At 30.0% G+C, this 21699-nt stretch carries 15 protein-coding genes, 1 tRNA gene and 1 pseudogene; 12 read left to right on the top strand and 5 right to left on the bottom strand.

Features of this window, described 5'->3' with window-relative positions:
• Positions 1-132 precede the first annotated feature (132 nt).
• A tRNA-Leu gene (locus L8X40_RS06975) sits at positions 133-219 on the bottom strand.
• Between the two features lie 157 nt (positions 220-376).
• On the opposite strand from L8X40_RS06975, the gene flgL reads away from it, so the two are divergent.
• Positions 377-2611: a flagellar hook-associated protein FlgL gene (gene flgL / locus L8X40_RS06980; protein WP_261545263.1), complete on the top strand. Its 2235-nt coding sequence runs from the start codon at positions 377-379 to the stop codon at positions 2609-2611.
• 1361 nt (positions 2612-3972) lie between these two features.
• Positions 3973-5493: pseudogene (locus L8X40_RS08610) on the top strand (DNA translocase FtsK); the annotation flags it as partial.
• Here L8X40_RS08610 and mltG read toward each other — a convergent pair.
• Complete coding sequence (mltG, locus tag L8X40_RS06990) at positions 5494-6447, bottom strand: endolytic transglycosylase MltG (protein ID WP_087700031.1); 954 nt, start codon at positions 6445-6447, stop codon at positions 5494-5496. It abuts the pseudogene before it with no gap.
• Between mltG and L8X40_RS06995 the strand changes: the two genes are divergently transcribed.
• From L8X40_RS06995 to L8X40_RS07040, 10 genes are all read left to right on the top strand, one after another.
• Entirely contained in the window at positions 6434-8935 is a 2502-nt protein-coding gene (locus tag L8X40_RS06995) for an AsmA-like C-terminal domain-containing protein (protein WP_263667590.1), read from the top strand. The genes mltG and L8X40_RS06995 overlap by 14 nt on opposite strands.
• 18 nt (positions 8936-8953) lie before the next feature.
• The gene (locus L8X40_RS07000) at positions 8954-9850 is read left to right on the top strand and encodes a malate dehydrogenase (protein WP_261530350.1); all 897 of its coding nucleotides are present in this window, start codon (positions 8954-8956) and stop codon (positions 9848-9850) included.
• Between the two features lie 175 nt (positions 9851-10025).
• Positions 10026-10334: a 4Fe-4S binding protein gene (locus L8X40_RS07005; RefSeq protein WP_250323647.1), complete on the top strand. Its 309-nt coding sequence runs from the start codon at positions 10026-10028 to the stop codon at positions 10332-10334.
• 8 nt (positions 10335-10342) lie between these two features.
• Entirely contained in the window at positions 10343-11467 is a 1125-nt protein-coding gene (locus tag L8X40_RS07010; RefSeq protein WP_263667591.1) for a 2-oxoglutarate synthase subunit alpha, read from the top strand.
• 1 nt (position 11468) lies between these two features.
• Positions 11469-12314 (top strand): 2-oxoglutarate ferredoxin oxidoreductase subunit beta, encoded by an 846-nt coding sequence (locus tag L8X40_RS07015; protein ID WP_087700040.1) that lies wholly within the window; start codon positions 11469-11471, stop codon positions 12312-12314.
• A complete protein-coding gene (locus tag L8X40_RS07020) occupies positions 12311-12868 on the top strand; it encodes a 2-oxoacid:acceptor oxidoreductase family protein (protein WP_263667592.1) in 558 nt (185 codons plus the stop codon). Before L8X40_RS07015 ends, L8X40_RS07020 begins: the two co-directional genes overlap by 4 nt.
• A gap of 83 nt (positions 12869-12951) precedes the next feature.
• The gene (locus tag L8X40_RS07025; RefSeq protein WP_214126307.1) at positions 12952-14661 is read left to right on the top strand and encodes an acetolactate synthase large subunit; all 1710 of its coding nucleotides are present in this window, start codon (positions 12952-12954) and stop codon (positions 14659-14661) included.
• A complete protein-coding gene (ilvN, locus tag L8X40_RS07030; protein ID WP_039628356.1) occupies positions 14658-15125 on the top strand; it encodes an acetolactate synthase small subunit in 468 nt (155 codons plus the stop codon). The genes L8X40_RS07025 and ilvN overlap by 4 nt, the downstream gene beginning before the upstream one ends.
• Entirely contained in the window at positions 15122-16081 is a 960-nt protein-coding gene (lpxD, locus tag L8X40_RS07035; RefSeq protein WP_039628355.1) for a UDP-3-O-(3-hydroxymyristoyl)glucosamine N-acyltransferase, read from the top strand. The genes ilvN and lpxD overlap by 4 nt, the downstream gene beginning before the upstream one ends.
• Positions 16074-16298 carry a hypothetical protein gene (locus tag L8X40_RS07040; protein WP_087700046.1) on the top strand — a complete coding sequence of 75 codons (225 nt, stop codon included), beginning with the start codon at positions 16074-16076 and terminating at the stop codon, positions 16296-16298. Before lpxD ends, L8X40_RS07040 begins: the two co-directional genes overlap by 8 nt.
• A 1-nt stretch (position 16299) precedes the next feature.
• On the opposite strand, the gene ccsA is transcribed toward L8X40_RS07040, so the two are convergent.
• Genes ccsA through L8X40_RS07055 form a run of 3 tightly spaced genes read right to left on the bottom strand, consistent with a single transcriptional unit; the run spans position 16300 to position 21683 of the window.
• Positions 16300-18999: a cytochrome c biogenesis protein gene (gene ccsA, locus L8X40_RS07045; protein ID WP_087700047.1), complete on the bottom strand. Its 2700-nt coding sequence runs from the start codon at positions 18997-18999 to the stop codon at positions 16300-16302.
• Between the two features lie 9 nt (positions 19000-19008).
• Positions 19009-19608 (bottom strand): SoxW family protein, encoded by a 600-nt coding sequence (locus tag L8X40_RS07050; RefSeq protein ID WP_261545256.1) that lies wholly within the window; start codon positions 19606-19608, stop codon positions 19009-19011.
• Positions 19609-19664: 56 nt separating this feature from the next.
• Positions 19665-21683 carry a rhodanese-like domain-containing protein gene (locus L8X40_RS07055; protein ID WP_391530077.1) on the bottom strand — a complete coding sequence of 673 codons (2019 nt, stop codon included), beginning with the start codon at positions 21681-21683 and terminating at the stop codon, positions 19665-19667.
• Positions 21684-21699: the final 16 nt, after the last annotated feature.

The following is a 21699-nucleotide window of genomic DNA, read 5'->3' on the forward strand; positions in this document are numbered from 1 at the left end:
GCCCACTTTTTTTGCAATATTTTAACACAAAAAATAACAAAATAGAATAAAAAAGAATGTTTATATAATCCCTTAAATATAGGATTTTAAAGATAATTTATTGAAAAATAACATTTGGGAGTAAAAAACAAATGGTGCCCGAGGTCGGACTCGAACCGACACAAGGTTGCCCTTACCAGATTTTGAGTCTGGCGCGTCTACCAGTTTCACCACTCGGGCTTTTTAAGATTTTAAATTAAAAATATAGAATGCGAAATTATACTAAAAAAAAATTAAAACAATATAAAATATTTATATAGTATATTAAAATATCATTAAAATTTGGAACTTTTTTTGCTTGTAAATAATTAAAAAATTTTATTTGCGGAGCAAAATAATGAGAATTAGCAATCAGTATAATTACTACACTTCTATACAAAATTACACGGATGGACAGTCTTTACTTAATAAATATAATTTGCAATTGCAAACAGGTCAGCTTATTCAACACTCTTGGGAAAATGCAAATATTTATATTAATGGCTCACGATTAGAATATGAAATGGCAAATATAGGTCAGATTATTCAAGGAACGCAAGCAGCACAAGAAATGGCAAAAAATACAGATACAGCTTTAAAAAACATCACCGAGCTTTTGGAAAAATTTAAAACACTTTTGGTAAAAGCTTCTAGTGATGGAAATTCTCAAACTTCAAGAGAAGCTATTGCAAAAGAGCTTGAACTTATAAGAGATTCTATTGTAAATATTGCAAATACTAGTATTAACGGTCAATATTTATTTGCAGGATCTAATACAGCTACAAAACCTTTTGATAAATATGGAAATTATACTGGTAACAAAGATAATATTTTCGTAGTAAGTGGTGCTGGAACTCAAATTCCTTATAATATACCTGGTTGGGATTTATTTTTTAAACCTGATTCAAATATTAGTAAGATTATTTCCACAAATGTATCTATGATAGATGGGAGATATAATACAGGAACCTATCCTGAAACTGTGAATTATCTAGATGAAGAATCTAAATTTTCTTATCTTATAGGCCAAAATTATGTGAAAAATGGTGGACTTGACCCTGATAAAGATTTTGATTATGCAGATAGTAAACTACCTTTTCCAAGCTCATCAATGTATATTCAAGGTGTTAGACCTGATGGAACAAGCTTTAAGGCAACTATTAATATAGGACCTGAAGATAAAATAGGTGATGTTTTAGAAAATATTGGTAAATTGTATGGCAACACGGATGCAAACAAAGTTGTTGAAGTAACTATGAATGATAGTGGTCAAATAGAAATTAAAAATTTACAAGAGGGTAATAGCTCTTTAGATTTTCATGCAGTTGCTATGACACCGCAGCTTGAGGATGCAGATCAAATAAAAGCTTTAAGTGAAGCTGCTGCCGCTGAGGGCATTAGTATGGATGAAGTGACTAATCGTATTATGGAAGCTTCTCATAATGGAGATTTAAATAATGCTAAGAGTCCAGTTACTATTGAGGTAAATGGCGAGCAATTTACTGTAGATATACATAAAACAGATTTTATTAAAAGTAATATTAATGGTAATAAAACCAATGGGGCTGATTTTGATGTGCCTTTTGAAAAAGATGGCAATACTGTTTTTGGTAATGTTTCTCAAGTGATTAAAGGTACTAGTGAATATGCTACTGATAGCACCAAATTAAGTGAAGTTTTAGCGAATGCTAACGGTGATATGAGAGGTCAGCAACTTCAAATGGAAATCACTTCTAAAAGTGGTCAAAAATACAATGTAACTATTGATTTAGAAAATTCAACGGTAAGTTATCCTGATCCAAATGATCCTACTCAAACTATAAGTTTTCCTATTACTCACTCCCAATATAATGAAGCAACAGGAACTTCAGTAGGTATGCAAACAAGACCTGAAGACATTACTTATGGTCAATTAAATGATATTATAGGTATGTTTGCAAGTGATAATGTACCAACTACCACAATTAATGCAAATCCAAATGGAACGATCAATAATGGCGATTTTCAAACTATTCAACAAAATATAAATAATTCTAAAGATTTTGTAGAAGTTAGTATGGATTATAAGGGTCGTATAAGTATTACTGATAAATTTTCAACTAATACAAATATAGGTCTTACTTTAAAAGATTCAAATTCAAACAGTGGTTTTCCGCCAGCAGGAGAAGTAAGTAATGGTTCTGGATTTGTGTTTAGTGCAAATAATTCTTTAACAATCGATGATCCAAATATTGATTTGATTAAAGACTTAGACGAGATGATAGATGCTGTTTTAAATGGCAATATGAGAGCTGATTCAGAAGGAAGTGATCCTAGAAATACAGGTTTGCAAGGTGCCTTAGAAAGAATTGATCATTTACAAGATCATGTTAGAAAAATGCAAACAACTATAGGAGCTTACACTAATAATATAGAAGAGACAAATAAAAGAATGACTTTTTTAAATATCAATGTGGCTTCTATTAAAAGCGGTGTAACTGATGCTGATTATGGGCAAACTTATATGCAGTTTATGCAAACTATGGTATCTTATCAAGCTATGCTTTCTGCTACTTCTAAAATTTCTCAAATGAGTTTATTAAACTACTTATAATTTTTTGATATAATAGCTTTTTTCTTTATAAAGGATATGTTATAAAAAAAGAAGCTATTTTTGTTATTTCTAATATTTTTATTTTTTATTTTTGTTTAAGTGCTTTGATACCCGATCAAGCTTTAGTAAGTATTATAGGGTATTCTTTAGCAAAACTTAGTTATTTTTTATTTGGATCATTGACTAAATTTTACCCTTTTGTCTTTTTTTGGTTTAATTATCTTTTATATAAAAATGATTATAACTTTGAACTTATTGAGCGTAGATTTAGCGTGGCTATTTTTGCTTGTATTTTTGCTTCGCTTATTTTTGCCTCAGCATTTTTACAAGATAAAGGTTATATAGCTTCTGCTATGTTTGTGATTTTAGATGGACTTTTTGGAAAAATAGGAAGTTTAATCTTAGTGATTTTGCTTTTAGTATTTGCTTTTAGTATTTCTTTTCCACAAATTATTAAAGAAGTATTTAAAATAGAGCTTAATTTTGATTTTTATTTAAAACTTGAAACTTTGATTAAAAATAAAATTTTTGGATTTTTTGGTGGCGATAAATATGAAAATGAAACCAAAGAAGAACAAGAAAAGCTTAAACAAGAACTTTTAATTAAAGATGAAAAAGAAGAACTTGTTAAAGAGGAAGAATTGCCAAAGCAAGAAATTAAAGAAAATAAAAAATTTAATCTTGAAGATTTAAAAAACCAAGAATTAGAAGATGTTGTAATTAGTGAAGAGGATAAAAAGTTAAGTTCAAGCTATATTCATGAGCTTTCAGAGCCTATTGTAAGTTTTGCTCAAAAAGCTAGTCAAATAAATATAAAGGAAGATGAAATGACCCCTGAAGAGTATTTATCAAAATACAAAAATAAAAGCGAAGATATATATACTCAAACCTTAAAAAGTAAAAATTTAGATGAACCAAGCTATAAAAGACGCAATATAGATTTAAATGAAAACAAAGAAGAAATGATAGAAGAAAATTCTTTGTTTGCTAAAGAGCTTAAAGAGCGTGAGCAAATGCTACAAAAAGCTAAATTACTAGAAGAGTACAAAGCTTTACAAAAAGAAAAAATCTTAGAAGAGCTTAATGAGGATTTTAAAAAAATTGAAGAATTAAACGCTATAGAAGCACAAAAAGAAGCTGAATTTAAAAAAATTCAAAATAAAACTAGCTTTTTAGGGGTAAAAGAATTTAAAGATGAGGATTTTATTCCACAAAATGAAGTAAAAGAACTCGATTTTAGTGAAGATGATTTTACTAAGCCTATTAGTATAGAAGAGTTAAGAAGTAAAAAAAACTATGAAAATCCTTTTGTAGTAGAAGAAGTGCAAAATGAAGTCAAAGATGAAAAATTTCCATTTGAGATTACCCAAGAGCCTATAATAGAAGTAATAGAAAATAAAACACACCATTCTATCACTAATGAAGTGAGTGAAAATAAAGCTTTGTTAAAAGATCTTGACTTTGGAAATTTTGAAAAACCAAAGGATTTTTCTTTACCGCCTTTGGATTTTTTAACTATGCCAAAAGAAGGCAAAAGTGAGATCAATGAAGAAGAGATTGATAGAAAAATTTATGATTTATTGGAAAAATTAAGACGCTTTAAAATAGGCGGAGATGTAGTTAGAACTTACACAGGTCCTGTTGTAACTACTTTTGAATTTCGTCCAGCAGCAGATGTTAAAGTGAGTAAAATTTTATCTTTACAAGATGATTTAGCTATGGCTTTAAAAGCTCAAACTATAAGAATTCAAGCTCCAATCCCAGGTAAAGATGTAGTGGGAATTGAAGTGCCAAATGAAAAAATCGATACGATTTACTTAAGAGAAATTTTAGAAAGCGAGGTATTTAAAAATTCTAGCTCACCTTTAACCATAGCTTTGGGTAAAGATATAGTAGGCGATCCTTTCATCACAGATCTTAAAAAACTTCCTCATCTTTTAATAGCAGGAACTACAGGAAGTGGTAAAAGTGTGGGAATTAACTCTATGCTTTTATCTTTGCTTTATAGAAATTCACCAAAAACCTTAAGACTTATGATGATAGATCCTAAAATGCTTGAATTTAGTATTTATAATGATATACCACATTTACTTACACCGGTAATTACTGATCCTAAAAAGGCGGTAAATGCTTTATCAAATATGGTAGCTGAAATGGAACGCAGGTATCGTTTGATGGCTGAAGCAAAAACTAAAAATATAGAAAATTACAATGAAAAAATCAAAGAGCAAGGTGGCGAAATCTTACCATTTATCGTAGTGATTATTGATGAGTTGGCTGATTTAATGATGACTGCGGGTAAGGATGTAGAGTTTTATATAGGTCGTTTAGCGCAAATGGCAAGAGCAAGTGGAATTCACTTAATCGTAGCTACGCAACGCCCTTCAGTAGATGTTGTTACTGGTGTTGTAAAAGCAAATTTACCAAGTAGAATTTCTTATAAAGTAGGGCAAAAGATAGATTCTAAGGTTATTTTAGATTCTATGGGTGCTGAAAGCTTACTAGGGCGTGGGGATTGTTTATTTACTCCTCCTGGTATGAGTGGTTTAGTGCGTTTGCACGCACCTTTTGCAAGTGAAAATGAAATTGAAAATATAGTAGAGTTTTTAAAAGCTCAACAAGTAGTAGAATATGATGAGAGTTTTTTAAAAGATGATAGTCAAGATGGGGTTTATAAAAGAAGTGAATTTGATGATGGGGATTTAGATGAACTTTATGAAGAAGCAAAGGCTGTGATCTTAGAGGATAGAAAAACTAGTATTTCATATTTACAAAGACGCTTAAAAATAGGCTACAACCGCGCAGCAAATATCATAGAACAGCTTTCGCAAACAGGTGTTTTAAGTGAACCTGATGCAAAAGGGCAAAGAGAAATTTTATAATTAATTTCTTATTGCCTTATTATGATCTTTTAAAGTAGAGGTAAAAATATGCTTATTGGTTTTTTTATCTCTTACAAAATATAAATATTCTGTTTTAGCAGGAAAAATAGCTGCCTTAATAGCTTCAAATGAAACATTACACACAGCTTCTTTTGGTATGCCATTAAATTTATAAGTATTATAAGAACTATTATCTGATCTTATTCTTTGCGGGGTGATTTTTTCATGAGAGTATTTTCCATAATTTAATGTTCCATCCATTTGAAGCTTCATACCTTTTCTTAAGCGATTTTTAATCACAGATGAAACTATAGGCATTTCTTCATTACTCGCTGCTTCTTTTTGTATAATGGACGCTATAATGATATATTCATGCCATTTTTTTTCATTATATTCTCTAAAAATTTTATAAGAAAGTTTTTTAAATTCATTTGTAGAATAAGCCAAAAGATATTTTACTAAAAGCTCTTCTGTGATACCTTTTGGAATTTTATAAGTTTCAGGAAAAAGCATACCTTCTTTAAAAGGACTTTGTTTGTAAAATTCTTGCATTAAGGTTTTAGCGTTTAAATTTAACTTTGGTGCTAATTCTTCAAAGAAAATTTCAGTCGTTTCTCCGGGAATTAAAGTAATGGTTTCAAGCGCTGCCTTAGCGACGGTAAGCTTATGTAAAAATTCAACTCTATTTAACTCTTTTGTACCTACATTTATCCAGCCAGATTGCGGATGGCCCAAAAAATATAAAGTATATTTATCAATGCTGCTCATTTTATAGTTATTTTTATCTAATTGCGTTATAATCTTGCTAACAGAACCTTGTGGTATAAAAACTACAGAGTTTGTTTTTATGGGTAAAAGTAGATAGTAAAAAATGGATAAAAGAAAAATTAAAATCAAATCACAACATATTAAAAAAATTCTTAAATTTTTAGCATTACCTATGATACTTTTCATTGCTTTGTTTATTTACCTCAAAAATGGAATTTATATAGAAAAATTAGAATTTTCTTCTATTAATTTGGAGAAATTATATATTAAATTAGATAAAAAACTCATTTTAAATGCTAAAAAAGTCGTAGTAAATTCTCAAAGTCAAAACACTCAAAATGAAACTAGCGCAAGTAAAGCTGTGCAGCTTATTAAAGATGTAAAATATATTTATTGGTTTTTTCAAGAAATCAATATTGATGAAATGCTTGTTAATAACTATCCTGTGGAGTTAATTTATAAAAATAATCTATTTTTTGTAAATAGCAAAAATCTTTTGGTAAAAGTAAATTTAAAAATTAGTGATAAAAATATACAAGCTAATATTGATAATTTTCTTTTAAAAGATTATAATCTTAGCGTAATTGGTTCCTTGCTTATCAATCCTAAGACAAAATTTTATACTTTTAAAGGTAAAATTGATAGTGATTTTTTAAAAAGTGATGTTAAATTCTCACTCAAAAGAGAAGAGGTCGCTTATGAATTAGAAAATATCAGCTCAAATAATATTTCGCAAATTTTTGATATTTTAGTAGAAAATGGAGTGCATTTGCCTTCTAATCTTGCTCTTTGGGTGGGTGGTAAGGTAAAGGCTGATTTTTATTTTATAGAAAAATTAACTGGTTTTGCAGACTTTGGAAAACATAGATATTATTTGAATGATATTAGTGCCAAAGGTTATGTAAATAATTTAAAAGTAGTTTTAGATAAAGGCATAGATCCTATTGTAAGTCCTTTTGTAAGACTTGAATTTGCTAAACAAAGACTTGATTTTATTTATGATGAATTGCGTTTTAATAGTTATGATTTAACTCAAAGTCAAATTTATATAGACAATATGTTAAATGAGAAAGCAGGAATTTATATACGTATTAAAAGTGATAATGCTAGAGCTGATTATAGGGTTAATAAAATTTTACTTTTATATGATATAAAATTACCATTTTTGCAAAATAATGGTGTTGCAAAGACTGATTTAGTATTAAAAATTCCTTTTGAGTATCCTGAGAAAATTACTTATAATGGTAGTTTTAATATTATTAACTCAAATATAAATATAAGTGATTTTAAGATAGCTCAAGCAAATGTTACATTGAAAAAAGATAAGCTAGGTATACAAAATGCAAGTGTGCAAAGTAGCATGATTAATGGTGATTTTAATGCAAGTGTTGATTTGAAGCAGAAAAAAGGTGATTTTAAAACCTTTATAACAAACTTAGAGTTACCGCAAGAGAGCTTAAAAATGGAAAATAAATTTCTTGATTTAAACCTTGATTTTGATAAAAATATTAGTTTATACAATAAAGAACTTACCACAACTTTAAATTTTGATCAAGGCATGTCTGTTTATGTTGAAAAACTTGCAAAATATAAAAATTATTCTAAATTAATGCAAAAGAATAATGTGCATGATGGAGAATTGCTATTAAATACTTTGGATTTTAAAGATTTTGATGTAGATATAAACAATACTACTTTTGAATCATTTTTACTTTCTAAAGATAATAATCCTTATGAGTATGATAGTTTTAGTATAAAAATAAAAGGAGATGATTTTAATTTAACTAGTGTAAGTGGTAGTGTTTTTGCGCAAAAAGAGAATGATGATATTAATATTACTTTAAACAATGTTAATTTATTGATTTCACAAAAAGACACAGAAAATACTCTAGATACTCTTGAAAATATAACTTATAACATTGGTGGTAAAAATATAGATTTAATTTTAAATGATTTTAATAAAACTTTAGACTTTGATCAATTTAATGCTAAAATCAAAAAAAACTATATAAAAGCTTGGGCAAATAGGGATGAATCTAAATTTGATTTTTTACTCAAAGAAAATCAAATGCAAGTTAGAGCTTTAAAAATGGATGATGATTTTTTAAATACTTTTATGCATCAAAATATTTTTGAAAAAGGTGAATTTAATCTTTATATAGATGGCAATAGCACTGATTTTTTCAAAGGCAAGTTTTTATTTAAAAATACATATTTAAAAGATTTAAAATTTCATCAACAGCTTTTAAGTTTCATCGATACCATACCTAGTTTAATTTTGTTTAAAGCCCCTACCTTTAATGAAAAAGGTTTTAGTGTAGAAAATGCTGGTATAAGTTTTAACCGTAAAAAAGATCTTTTTGAGATAGATGCACTTAATTTTAATGGCGATAGTGCAGATATTTTAGGTCAAGCTAAAATCAATTTAAGAAGTGGTCAAGTTGATGGTTTATTAGAGCTTAGAACGCTAAAATCAGCCAGTTCAGTCATTTCAAAAGTTCCTATTATCAATCAAATCATACTAGGCAAGGATAGGCAAATTAGCACGCAAATTAAATTAAGCGGAACAGTGGAAAATCCTGAGTTTAAAACTCAACTTATTGCACAAAGCTTACAACTTCCTTATCATTTAATTAAAAATATTTTTGAATTACCAGCTAATTTAGTGAAATAAACACAAAAAGGAGTAAAAATGAAAATTACTATCATAGGTGCAGGAAATGTTGGTGTAAGTACTGCTTATGCTTTGATTTTAAGGGAGTTAGTTGATGAGCTTGTGTTGATTGATATTAATAAAGACTTGCTTTTTGCTAGAGAATTAGAACTAAGTCAAAGCATGATTGCTTTTAATTTTGATATTAAAATAACTTGCACGGATGATTATGTGCACTCAAAAAATTCTCAAGTGGTTATTTTTAGTGCGGGAGTAGCTAGAAAAGAAGGTCAAAGCAGAGATGAGCTTTTTGCTATTAATTCTAAAATAATGCTTGAGTGCGCAAAAAATATTAAAAAATTTAACAATGATCCTTTGTTTATCATAGTAAGTAATCCTGTAGATTTTTTACTCAATGCTCTTTATGAAAGTAAAATATTTTCATCAAAAAAAATCATTGCTATGGCGGGTGTTTTAGATAATGCTAGATTTAAATATGAAGTGAGTAAAAAACTAAACATAAAAACTTCTTGTATAGATACTAAACTTATAGGTTTTCACAATGATAGTATGGTTTTGGTAAAATCTCAAAGCAAAGTTCAAAACAAAGCCTTAAGTGAAGTCTTAAATAAGCAAGATATTATTCAAATAGAACAAGAGGTTAAAACAGGTGGTGCTAAAATTATAAAATATTTAAAAACTTCAGCCTATCTAGCTCCTGCTAGTTCTTGTGTGAGGATGATAGAGGCTTTAAGAAGTGGAGAATTTTTACCAATATGTGTGATTTTAGATGGAGAATATGGTATAAAAGAAAAAGCTTTTGGGGTTATGGCAAGGATTAGTCTTGATGGGGTGCTTGAAACTTTAGAGTTAAAATTAGACAATCAAGAACAAATTGCATTAGAAAATTCTCTCATTCAGTATAATTATAAATAATTTTTAGGAGTTTTTTACTCCTAATGTTACTTTGCGTTATATATACCTATTTGTTTTACTTTATATATTAAATAATATTAATTCATGCTATAAATTCGCTATAATAAAAAGTTTGTTTTAAAAATAATTTTTGATAAAAAATCATTAAAAATAATAAATTTTGAAAGGAATATTAATGGTAACCCCAGAAAATACACCAGTTTGGGTTGATGAAGCAAGATGTAAAGCTTGTAATATTTGTGTTAGTTATTGCCCGGCTGGAGTTTTAGCAATGAGAGATGAAATCAGTGCAGTTTTAGGGCAGATGATAGAAGTGGTTCATCCTGATTCTTGTATAGGCTGTAGTGAATGTGAAAGTCACTGCCCTGATTTTGCGATTTTTGTTGCTAAAAGAGATGAATTTAAATTTGCAAAGCTTACACCTGAAGCTAAAGAAAGAGCACAAGCTATTAAAGAAAATAAATATAAAAAATTAAACGCATAGGAAAAACAATGAGAGAAGTGATATCAACAGGTAATGTTTTAGTAGCAAAAGCTGCGATTGATTGTGGCTGTAAATTTTTTGGTGGTTATCCAATTACCCCAAGTTCTGAAATAGCGCATGAACTAAGCCATATGCTACCAAAAAATGATGGTACTTTTATACAGATGGAGGATGAAATTTCAGGTATTAGCGTGGCTTTGGGTGCTTCTATGAGTGGAGTAAAATCCATGACAGCAAGTAGTGGGCCCGGAATTTCTTTAAAAGCTGAGCAAATTGGTTTGGGTTTTATAGCTGAAATTCCACTAGTAATTGTAAATGTTATGAGAGGTGGTCCTTCAACTGGCCTTCCGACAAGGGTTGCACAGGGTGATTTATTTCAAGCAAAAGCTCCAACACACGGAGATTATGCAAGTATAGCTTTAGCTCCTGCTTCATTAGAAGAAGCTTACACTGAAACTATTAGAGCTTTTAATCTAGCTGAAAAATATATGACTCCAGTATTTTTACTTTTAGATGAAACCATAGGACACATGAATGGTAAGGCAAAATTACCTGATTTAGAAGAATTAAAAATCATCAACCGCAAAAAATTCACAGGCGATAAAAAAGATTATAAACCTTATGCAGCAGGTGAAAATGAAGCTGCTACGCTAAATCCTTTCTTTGAAGGTTATCGTTATCATGTCACAGGACTTCATCATGGTGATATAGGCTTTCCAACAGAAGATGGAGCAATAGTAGATAAAAATATCAAAAGATTATTTGGTAAGATCAAAAATAATACCGATGAAATTTGTACTTATGAAGAGTTTATGTGTGATGATGCACAGTTTTTAATCATTGCTTATGGTAGTGTTGCAAGATCTGCTAAAGAAGCTATCTTAAGACTTAGAGAAGAGGGTTTAAAAGTAGGACTTTTTAGACCAATCACGCTTTATCCAGTAGCTGAGAAAAAAATAGCTCAAGTGGTATCTAAATTTGAAAAAGTTATGGTAAGTGAGCTTAATATGGGGCAATATTTAGAAGAAATTCAAAGAGTAAGCAAAAGAGATGATTTTATTAGCTTGCACCGTGCAAATGGTCGTCCTATAACCCCGAGTGAAATTATTGCTAAAGTAAAGGAGAATATGTAAAATGGCTTTTAATTACGATGAATATTTAAGAGTAGATAAACTTCCAACACAATGGTGCTGGGGTTGTGGGGATGGCGTTGTTTTAAAAGCTATTATTAGAGCTATTCAAAAACTTGGCTGGAATATGGATGATGTTTGCTTGGTTTCTGGTATAGGTTGTAGTGGTAGAATGAGTTCTTATGTAAATTGCAATACAGTGCATACTACCCATGGTAGAGCTATTGCTTATGCAACAGGGATTAAACTAGCAAACCCTAAAAAACATGTAATCGTAGTAAGCGGGGATGGCGATACTTTAGCAATTGGTGGAAATCATACCATCCATGGATGTAGAAGAAATATAGATTTAACTCATATTTTAATCAATAATTTTATTTATGGTCTTACAAATTCACAAACTTCACCAACTACCCCACAAGGATTTTACACTGTTACAGCTCAAGCGGGTAATATAGACCCAAATTTTGACGCTTGTGAACTTACTAAAGCTGCTGGGGCTTCTTTTGTAGCAAGAACAAATGTTATAGAGGCAAATAAGCTTGAAAATATCATTTTTAAAGCTTTATCTCACAAAGGTTATAGTTTTGTAGATGTATTTTCAAACTGCCATATTAATCTTGGTAGAAAAAACAAAATGGGTGAAGCTGTAAGCATGCTTGATTGGATTAAAAATCGTTGCGTTGAAAAGTCTAAATTTGAACAATTAGATTATGAGCAAAGAGCAGATAAATTCCCTACAGGAATTTTGCATCAAGATGAAAGCAAGGCAGAATATTGCGAAGCTTATGAGGAAGTTAGAAGAGCCTTGAAAGAAAAAAGAATGGTTGATTTAGGAGCATTAAAATGAAATATCAATTAAGATTTTGCGGTGAAGGTGGACAAGGGGTTATCACTGCAGGTGAAATTTTAGCTAAAGCTGCCATTAAAGAAGGACGCAATGCTTTTAAAGCTTCTACTTATACTTCTCAAGTTAGAGGTGGGCCAACTAAGGTTGATATTATCATTGATGAAAATGAAATCTTTTTTCCTTATGCAGTAGAAGGTGAAGTTAGTTTTATGCTTTCAACTGCTGATAAAGGTTATCATAGTTTCAAAGATGGTGTTTGTGATGGTGGTGTTATAGTTATAGAACCAAATTTAGTTCATCCAAGTAAAGAAGATTATGCTAAATGGAAAATTTTTGAAATTCCTATCATTACTATAGCTAAAGAAGAAGTAGGGAATGTAGCTACTCAATCAGTCGTTGCTCTAGCTATAGCTGCTTATATGAGCAAATGCATTGATATTGATGCATTAAAACAAACTATGCTTGATATGGTACCTGCAAAAACTAAAGAAGCAAATGCCAAAGCTTTTGATTTAGGTATAGAATACGCTAAAAAAGCACAAGTAGTTTCTTGATTTTTCAAGAAACTCTTCTTATAAAATAATATTTATTAAATTATCGTTATAATATTTTCCATTTTAAGCAAAAAGGTAAAATAATGAAAGAGCTAAATGGCTCGCAAATGATTTGTGAAGCATTAAAAGAAGAAAATGTTAAAGTAGTTTTTGGTTACCCTGGTGGTGCGGCTTTAAATATTTATGATGAAATTTATAAGCAAACCCATTTTAAACACATTTTAGTAAGACACGAGCAAGCAGCCTTGCATAGTGCTGATGCTTATGCTAGAATGAGTGGTGAGGTTGGTGTGGCAGTAGTTACAAGTGGACCTGGTTTTACTAATACAGTTACAGGTTTAGCCACTGCTTATAGTGATTCTATACCTTTGGTTTTAATTTCAGCTCAAGTTGCAAATTCTTTAATAGGAACAGATGCTTTTCAAGAAATCGATGCTATAGGTATTTCAAGACCTTGTGTAAAGCATAATTATTTAGTAAAAAATATCGAAGAATTACCTAAAATTTTAAAAGAAGCTTTTTATATTGCAACAACAGGTAGAAAAGGGCCTGTGCATATTGATATACCTAAAGATGTTACTGCTGCTATAGGTAAATGGTATTATCCTAAAGAAATTTCTATGAAAACTTACAAACCAACCTATAAAGGAAATATCAAGCAAATTAAAAAATTAGTAAGTTTGATTAAAAATGCTCAAAAACCTTTATTTTACCTAGGTGGAGGTTGTATAGCTTCTAATGCTAGTGATGAATTAAGAGAATTGATTCATTTTTGTCAAATTCCTGCAGTTGAAACTTTGATGGCTTTAGGGACTTTAAGAAGTGATGATGAGCTTAATTTAAAAATGGCAGGTATGCATGGGAGTTATTGTGCAAATATTGCTTTAAGTGAGTGTGATTTGCTCATTGCTGTGGGTGCTAGATTTGATGATAGGATTACTGGTAAAACAAGTGAGTTTGCTAAGGGAGCAAAAATCGTTCATATTGATATAGATCCAAGTTCTATTTCTAAAATTATCGAAGCGCATTTTCCTATAGTTGGAGATATTAAAAGTGTTATTTTAGATACCTTAGAAGAATTAAAAAAAGAAAGTTTTGACAATACAAAATACCAAGAATGGTTTAAAACTTTACAAAGATACCAGCAATTATATCCTTTAATCTATGAAGATAGTGATGAAGTTTTAAAACCTCAATGGGTTATAGAAGAATGTGCTAGATTGGCTCCGGATGCAAGGATAATTACTGATGTAGGACAACATCAAATGTGGGTAGCGCAATTTTATCCTTTTAATTATGCAAGACAACTTGCAACAAGCGGTGGACAAGGAACTATGGGGTATTCTTTACCGGCTGCACTTGGAGCTAAATTAGCTGTGGGTGAAGAAGTGGTAATAAATTTTGTAGGCGATGGTTCTTTTTTAATGAATATCCAAGAGCTAATGACAGCAAGTGCCTATGGAATCAAAGTGATTAATATCATTTTAAATAATTCTTTTTTAGGTATGGTAAGACAATGGCAAAGTATGTTTTATAAAGAAAGATTTTCTAATACAGATTTAACAAGTCAACCTGATTTTGTTACTATTGCTAAAGGTTTTCATTGTGAGGGTTATAATGTCTTTAATAAAGAAGAATTTCAAAAAGCTTTTAAAGCAGCCTTAGAATCTAAAAAAACTTGTGTTTTAAATGTAGCTATAGATCGTTATGAAGATGTATTACCTATGGTGCCTGCAGGTGGAGCAATCTATAATATGATTTTACCTAGCTATAAAAACAAGGATAAAAAATGAAAAGAAGAGTAATTTCTGTCATTGTATTAAATGAGCATGGGGTATTATCACGCGTTGTTGGGCTTTTTTCAGGACGCGGTTATAATATAGAATCTCTTACAGTTGCACCACTTGATGATAAAGAATTCTCAAGGATTAATATCGTTACTCTAGGCGATGAAAAAGTTTTTGAGCAAATTATTAAACAACTACATAAACTCATACCTACTTATAAGGTGATTGATTCTAGTGATTTTATAGAAAAAGAAACAGCTTTGGTAAAGATTGCTTTAAATGAAAATTTTGCGGGCTTAGATGCTATATTAAAAGCTTATAATGGCAGTGTAACTTATAGTGATGATGAGTTTATTATAGTAATGGCAAGTGATAATGCAAAAAATATTGATAACTTTTTAAAAACCATGAAAAAGTATAATCCTATTAGTGTAGTTAGAAGTGGTTCTATTTTAATGGAGGTAAAATGAAAATTAGTGAAATTGCTAAATTTTTAGGCATAGAATATTGTGGAGATGATATAGAAATTACAGCTTTAAATTCATTAAATAATGCAAGTTTTACTGAACTTAGTTATTGTGATGGAGAAAAAAACTCTAAAAAAATTGCAAGTAGTGGAGCTGGGGCTATATTAGTCTCAAAAGAATTTGAAAATTTAGTTTCAAAAGATTGCATTAAGCTAGTCGTTGATAATCCACATTTATCTTTTGCGCTTTTAAGTAAACTTTTTGCCAAACCTTTAATCTCTAGTGAAAAGAAAAATTCTAAAATTGCTAAAAGTGCCAAGATTATGCCAAATGTTTATATAGGCGAAAATGTCCAAATAGCTGATCATGTGGTGATAATGGCAGGTGCTTATATAGGTGATAATGTAAGTATAGGTGAATATACTATAATCCATCCAAATGTTGTGATTTATAATGATACTAAAATAGGTAAAAAATGTCATTTACTGGCAAATTGTGTTATAGGTAGTGATGGTTTTGGTTATGCGCATACAAAAAATGGCGAGCATTATAAGATTTATCATAATGGGAATGTTATTTTAGAAGATTTTGTGGAAGTTGGAGCTTGCACGACTATCGATAGAGCGGTTTTTGAAAGCACTATCATAAAGCAAGGCACAAAGATTGATAATCTTGTTCAAGTAGGGCATAATTGTGAAGTAGGGGAGAATTGTCTTATAGTGGCTCAAAGTGGAATTTCAGGCTCAAGTATTTTAGGTAAAAATGTCACTATGGGTGGACAAAGTGCTACAAGCGGGCATTTAGAAATAGGAGATTTTGCTACCATAGCCGCAAGAGGTGGGGTCACTAAAAATTTAGAAGGTGCTAGGGTTTATGGTGGTTTTCCTATTATGCTTCAAAAAGATTGGTTGAAATTTCAAGCAAAAATTATCACAGCTTTTAGGGATAAACATGAGTAAAAAAATATTTAAAACTATAGAATTACATGGCAGTAAAAGCGGAGAAATAAGTCTTTGTAATCTTTCTAATCCTTATGGTATAGGAAGTAATGATGTCTTAAGTATAGGTGTGGCTTTAAAAAAAGAAAATGGAATAGATTGGAAAATTCATGTTCCTTATGAAAATTTAAAAGATCTTATTCTAGCACTTCAAGAAATAGAAAAAAGTAAAGCCTAGTTTAAAAACTAGGCGTATTTAAATCCCGTTTTCTTCCTGCACTTATAATTAAAACAAAATTAAGTACAATCAAAATATACACAAAAGTCGGTATAGGAAAAGCATCACCATTTGCATAAGAATGAAGTCCAGAAAGGTAAAAATTTACTCCAAAATAAGTCATTAATATGGTATAAAAGGCTAAAACACTAGCACTTGCAAAAACAAAAATAAAATAAGTTTTAAAAATAAATCTTAAGTGCAATACCATAGTATAAACTACAATGGAAATCAAAGCCCAAGTTTCTTTTGGATCCCAACCCCAATATCTTCCCCAGCTTTCATTAGCCCAAACTCCGCCTAAAAAATTTCCTATTGTGAGCATTGCAAGTCCTATTATCATAGACATTTCATTAACACAGTGTAGTTTGATGATGTTTAAATCTATATTTTTATTTTTACCCCTTAAAGCAAAAAGAATTAAACTCAAAATTCCTATAATAAAACAAAGTGCTAAAAATCCATAGCTTGCTGTTATAATTGAAACATGAATGTTAAGCCAATATGATTTTAAAACAGGTACTAAATTTCCAATTTGAGGATCCATAAAGCCAAGATGAGCTACAAAAAGTGAAATACCTGCTAAAAAACTAGCCCCACATAAAGCCAAGAGTGATTTTCTAAAAAATATCACAGCACTTATCGCACAAGCAAAAGCGATATAAATCATACTTTCATAAGCGTTACTCCAAGGAGCATGCCCACCTACATACCAACGAATGATTAAAGCTAGTGCATGTATGATTACACACATGCTTAAAATGATGTAAAAAAATCTATATACAAAGGCAGATAAAGCAATATTTTTTAATATAGTATAAAAACTTAAAAAGAAAAACACTAACGCAAAGCTAATATAAACAAAAGTTAGATTATCAAAGATATTATAATGATTAAGTAGTATTTCAAGATTTAATCTTTCTTTTGGCGGTAAAACACTGCTTCCATAGTGATTTTGAAAATCTTTTAAAGATTGTAAAATTTCATTTGCATCTTGCCATTGATTATTTTCAATACCATTGCGAACTTGTAAAAAATAGCTAACTAAAAGCATTTGCAAACGCTCAACATCTTCTTTTGCAAAGGGTAAAATTTGCACTGGTGAGTACCATTTTAAACTTTGCTCATTAATATCAGGAAAAATAGTCAAAACTTGACCGCTATAAATATAATATGCATGATTTATTTTTTCATCTAAGGCTAGCAAATCTTTATCAAAGCTAGTTCTTAATGAAGGCTTTTTGCGGTTAGCTTCTTCAATATAATTGCTAAGCTTATATACTCCATTATCAAACACATCATCAAATGCTATGTATTTTTCATTTATATCTGCGCCTATTAATTCTCTTAGCTTGCTTGTTTTGGTAGCTATCATTTTGATTTTTCTAAATTCTTTAGGATAAATCATCATTGCTAGAAAAATTTGATCATAGTGAAGATTTAAAAATTTTTCTTTTTGAGTGATTTTATAAACAAATTCCATTGCTAAAGTATCTAAAGGTTTGATTCTACCATTATGATCTTGCACAAGTAATTTTGCAAAATTTAAAGAATGCTCATAGGAATTCTTTTGTAAATTTGAGAGTAAATTTAAAATTTCATTTTTATTTTCTTGTGCAAAAAGCGGAGTTTGTAAATTTGCAAAAAGCAAAATAAGCAATATAAAACTTTGGCCTTTTTTTAAATAAACACTTAAACGATGAAATCTTGAGTTTTTATCAAATAAAACCCATAAAAATCCTAAAATCAATAAAGTATAACCTATATAAGTAGGGATTTTACCAGGATCTTTATTAACTGAAAGTATAGTGCCTTGCTCATCTTGATCATAAGAGCTTTGAAAAAATCTATATCCACCATAATCAAGAACATTATTCATAAAAATATCATAATCTAAGTTAATATTATTTTGCTCATCTATGATTTGAATTTTTGAAGTGTAAGAAGATGGACTCATAGAGCCTAAATAACGCTCTAGTATAAAATCTTTTAAGTGTAATGCAAAAGGAAGCTTAATTTCTCTTGGTCCCCAATTGATAGTAAAATCTTTTCCTTGTAAGTTAAAATGCACTGCTTGTTTGTTTGTAAAATTTGGATTTAAGATTATTTGTGTATTTGCTTTTTGATAAGTAATATTTAATTTTAAGCTAGCAGGTGTGATAGAATCTTTTTGTGGAGTATATTTGATAGAGCTTATGATTAATTTTTCGCCATTTAGGTCTATAGTTTTTTCAAAATGCTTTTGAGTTAGCGGGGTAAAGCTAATAGGAAATTCAAAACTAGCATTAGTATCAAAATCAGTAATTTTTATAAATTCTTCTCTAGTAACTATGGTGCTAGAGCTTTGATTTTCTCTTATATGCATTCCACCTTCTAAGCCAAAATATCTAGTAAGTCCAGCACCGATTAAAATCACTATAAAAGATAAATGTAAAAGTAAGATAGAGTATTTTTTCTTTTGAAAAAGCTTATTATAAAATATCACTCCGATTAAATTTAAACCTAGTAATAAATGCAACATATCAAACCAAGCATTATTATAAATCAAAGCTTTAGCTGTGCTAATACCAAAATCATTTTCTATGAAAGTTGCTACAGCGCAAGCTATAGCATATATGCTCATTAGTAAAAAACTCATTGCAAAAGAAAAAAAATACTGCATTTTTAACCTTTAAATATTATTTTCTTTATAAAAATGTATAAGTTTTTGTGCTATGGTTGCTTCGTCTAAATTTTGATTTTCTTTTTGGTTTAAAAACTCCATTGTAGCGCTTAATCTTTTTGCACTAATAAAACCAGGATAATTTAGCAAAGTTTGGCTGTTTTTGTTTAAAATTACAATAGTAGGGGTGGCTACTATATTATAGATACTAGAAAGTTCAGCTGTACTTAAATCACTTTTATGGTTTTTATAAAATGTATGAATTTTTTTATAGCTTATATTTATATAATAAGAGCTGTATTTTTCTTTTATAAGTTCTTGTATTTTTTTATCATTCTTAATTTCTTCTTTTAATTTATCACAATATAAGCAGTGATTTGCACTGAAAATGATTAAAATGTTTTTATCATCACTTTTTATATTTGCATTATCTTTAAATAAATGAGCTATTTCTTCATAAGATTTTTTATCTAAATCATTTGCTTTTTGCAAATTTTCTTTAGAAAATTGTGTGCCACTTGAGATTAAATTAGAATCAAGTTTTTCTTCATTAGAACAAGCTATAAAAAAAATACTTAAAAAACTAAGTGTGAGTATTATTTTAAACATTTAAAATCCTTGAAAAAGTTAGGAAAAGTCCTTATTCGCTATTATAGCGAATAAGGTTATAAGATAGTGTTAAAGAAAGTATAAAGCATTAAAAATAAAAATACCAAACCAGTGATTAGCATTGCAAATCCTGCAAGTTTAGCTAGCCATTGATATGCTTTGAAGTTACTTTTATTTTCATATAAAGTGCTTAATTTTCCACTTTCTTTTAAGCGTTTATACCATACGCTTCTTTCTTGTTTAATCTCTTCTTCACTAATACTTCCTGAAAAAATCACCATATCCATAGGGAAGCGATCTGCTCTAAAATGTGTATTAAAGAAGTGAATTGCAAAAATAAATCCTGTAGCAAGTAAAGCTTCATCAGAGTGAAGTAGGGTTGCTAAGTTGATTGCTTCACCTGGTAAAAATTTACCAAAGAAAGCAGGAAACCATAAAATAAGACCTGAAATACCAATGATAAACATACCCCAAAATACTGCTAAATAATCAAATTTTTCCCAATAAGTCCAGCGGTCAAATTGCGGTCTTGGTCCAAAACCAAAAAACCATTTAAAATGATCTTTCATATCTTTAAAATCTTGCCAATTTGGCATTAAAGAATCAGGACCAAAAGTAGCTTTTAAAACTTTCATAAAGCTTATTTTACCAGTTATTGGATCTCTTGCTACATCACGGCGTTTCCAATTTACAATGATGATTTCTCCAATGTGAGAGAAAAATACTGCAAACATTACTATGGCTGAAATATGATGTATGGTTGCTGCGTTAATGATATCTCCACCCATTAAATCAATCATAGGTTTAGCCCACGCTGAATCATAGAATTTTTGTGGTAAGCCTGAGAATGCAAGACCCAAAAAGCTAGCTGCCATAAAGAAATGCTGAATTCTATGGAAAGTACTAAATCTTCTTACTCTTACTTTATCTTCATGTGCTGCCTTTCTTGCTTCTTTCCATTCTTTAGGATATTTTATACGCATAGCAATTAAACGCAAGCACCAAAGTATAGTATGAGCTCCAAAGAAAACAAACACAGAAATCACTAAAATAGTCATGAATATATAAGCACCATGTAATCCAGGATATTTTTCGCCATCGCTATGATCAGCATGCGCCATCCAATTTACGAAATTTTCATTTGCATTTGGGTGGCATGATTTGCAAGTTTGAACACGGTTAATCGGCGAGAGAGTTGAGCTTCTTTCGCTTGATTTTAATATATTGTGTTTACCATGACAATCAGAACAAGTAGCAACACTTGGAGTTTCACCTGGCGTACTTAATACCATACCCTTACCATGGAAAGTCATATGAAAAGTTGTGCTTTTTTGTTTATGGCATTGTGCGCACTTTTGATCGACTAATTGTTTTTGTGAATAAATTCCTGAATGTTTTGGAGTGATATGAACAGAGTGACAAGTCGCACAAGATGGTTTTTCTTTTTTCTTTTGTGTATCTTGAGTAGGTAAGAACTCTTGCACCCCATGAGCGCTTTTTGCCAAAGCATTGCTTGCTTTTTCATGGCAAGTTGCACATTTTTGATTGATTAAGTTTTTACTTGCTGCAATATCAGCTCTAATGCCTTTGCCTTTTTGAGCATGACAATCACGACAAGATGGGGTGTTGCTAAATTTAAATCTTGAGTGGATAGTATCTTTAAACTCGATAATTTCTTTAGCTTTTTCCCATTTAACTGTGTCTATTTTTTCAACTTTTCTACCTGAGGTTACCCATGATTCAATACCATCAAGCATTACAACAGAGTTCTTATAGCCAAGTTCTATAGCAACTGCAGCAGCTTGAGAAGCTTCAAATCTAAAACGATTTAAACCATAAAATACTAAATTTGCATTTTTATCATTAGGTAATAAATTTTGCCAATTTTCCACATAGGTTGATATGGAATTAGGTATATAGCCATTAGCTTGTCTATCTTGCTCTGAATTGACATCAAAAAAATAAGTATTGTTTTGATCTAGCATTTCTTGAGCTTGTGCTAAGCTAATACTTTTTACACCTTCTATTGATCCTATTTCTCCATTAGCTTCAGCAAAAATAAATCCTGATGGCATAAAAAGAGTAAAAAGG

The organism is Campylobacter sp. CNRCH_2013_0855 (genome assembly GCF_025773025.1).
In the GTDB taxonomy this organism is placed as follows: Bacteria; Campylobacterota; Campylobacteria; order Campylobacterales; family Campylobacteraceae; genus Campylobacter_D; species Campylobacter_D jejuni_C.